2 protein-coding genes and 1 pseudogene are annotated in these 2,134 nt (G+C 64.1%); all 3 read left to right on the plus strand.

The window, feature by feature from the left end:
• Positions 1-226 (plus strand): hypothetical protein (locus JCM9942_RS14495; RefSeq protein ID WP_157722957.1); only part of this gene is annotated, 226 nt, incomplete at its 5' end.
• A gap of 379 nt (positions 227-605) precedes the next feature.
• Positions 606-1,822, plus strand: a pseudogene (locus JCM9942_RS14500) (catalase); the annotation flags it as partial.
• 3 nt (positions 1,823-1,825) lie between these two features.
• Positions 1,826-2,134 (plus strand): catalase-related domain-containing protein (locus JCM9942_RS20305; RefSeq protein WP_304941151.1); only part of this gene is annotated, 309 nt, incomplete at its 3' end.

Genomic DNA, 2,134 nt, shown 5'->3' on the forward strand with positions numbered 1-2,134 from the left:
GGCCACCGTGGCGCAGGCACGACGCCGCCTGGCCGAGCTCGAACAGCGCGGCGGCGAAACCCAGAGCGCGGCCATGGCGCCCCAGGCATTGGATGCACCACAGCAGTTTGGTCTGTTTGCCGCACCGAGTTCGGCAGCGTTGGATGCCCTGCAGGCGATAGACCCGGATGAACTGACTCCAAAACAGGCGCTGGAAGCGCTGTACCGGGTGAAATCCCTGCTGTAATCGATGCGACGGATATCCGCGGGGATCGTGCCCTGCACTCGACCGCTTAACGAAGGGCCGCCCCAGTGCGGCCCTTGCGTTTCCAAGACCGCAACGTCGATAACCCGCACGCGAGGCCAGGTTCTGTGCACCGCCTTGTTTGCGATCTGCGACACCGGAGTGGTCGAGAAGGCCGCCGGCAGCTACCGCTACGCGAAATTTTCACATCAACCGAACGCTTGCCCCGCCCGGCACGGGTAGCAAGAGGGCCCGCGAATTCCAATTGGAACGTTGATAGCCAATCACTATCACTGCGAGCACATCATTCGATTACCCATTTCACCACGGCATGGCTACAGTCAGGGCTGGAAACCCATCCCCCGCCCCGCTGGAGCCAGCCATGAGCAGCAACGACACCAAGCCGACCTGTCCGTACCACAGCGCCCCCTCCCCCGAGCAGGCCGCACAGTCGCAGCGTGACACCAGCACCACCCCCAAGCAGCAGCATGGCGACGCGGCGGTAACGCCGCTGACCACCGCCTTCGGTGCGCCGGTGGTGGACAACCAGAACAGCAAGACCGCCGGCCCGCGCGGCCCGTTGCTGATGGAAGACGTGTGGCTGCTGGAGAAGCTGGCCAACCTCAACCGCGAGATCATTCCCGAGCGTCGCATGCACGCCAAGGCTCCGGTGCATTCGGCACCTTCACCGTCACCCATGACATCAGCAAGTACACCCGCGCCAAGCTCTTCTCGGCGGTGGGCAAGCAGACCGAGATGTTCGCCCGCTTCACCACCGTGGCCGGCGAGCGTGGCGCCGCCGACGCCGAGCGCGACATCCGGGGCTTCGCGCTGAAGTTCTACACCGAGGAAGGCAACTGGGACCTGGTCGGCAACAACACCCCGGTGTTCTTCCTGCGTGATCCGCGCAAGTTCGGCGACCTCAACAAGGCGGTCAAGCGCGACCCGCACACCAACCTGCGCAGCGCCCGCAACAACTGGGACTTCTGGACACTGCTGCCGGAAGCCCTGATGCAGGTCACCGTGGTGATGAGCGACCGCGGCATCCCGCGCAGCTTCCGCCATATGAACGGCTTCGGCTCGCACACCTACAGCTTCACCAATGAAGGCGGCGAGCGCTTCTGGGTGAAGTTCCATTTCATCACCCAGCAGGGCGTGCAGGCGCTGACCGATGCGCAGGCCGAAGTGCTGGTCGGCAAAGACCGCGAAAGCCATGGCCGCGACCTGTTCCAGGCGATCGAGCGCGGCGAGTTCCCGAAGTGGAAGCTGTTCGTGCAGGTCATGCCGGAGCTGGAAGCGGAAACCTACCGCATCCATCCGTTCGACCTGACCAAGGTCTGGCCCAAGAGCGATTACCCGTTGATCGAGGTGGGCGAGTTCGAACTCAACCGCAACCCGGTGAACTGGTACCAGGATGTGGAGCAGTCGGCCTTCGCCCCGAGCAACCTCGTCCCGGGTATTGGTCCGTCGCCGGACAAGATGCTGCAGGCACGCCTGTTCGCCTACACCGATGCGCAGCGTTACCGGCTGGGCGTCAACCACCACCAGATCCCGGTCAACGCCGCCCGCTGCCCGGTATTCAGTAACCATCGCGATGGCGCCATGCGTGTGGATGGCAACTACGGCGGTCTGCCACATTACGAGCCCAACAGCTACGGCCAGTGGCAGGAACAACCGCAGTACCGCGAGCCGGCATTGAAGATCCGTGGCGATGCCGACTTCTGGAACTTCCGCGAAGACGACAACGACTACTTCAGCCAGCCGGGCGCGCTGTTCCGCAGCTACAGCGCCGAGCAGAAGCAGCGCCTGTTCGACAACACCGCCCGCGCCCTGGGCGATGCGCCGGACTTCATCAAGCAGCGCCACATCGACAACTGCAACAAGGCCGACCCGGCCTATGGTGCCGGCATC

Source organism: Stenotrophomonas pictorum JCM 9942 (genome assembly GCF_001310775.1).
GTDB lineage: Bacteria > Pseudomonadota > Gammaproteobacteria > Xanthomonadales > Xanthomonadaceae > Stenotrophomonas > Stenotrophomonas pictorum.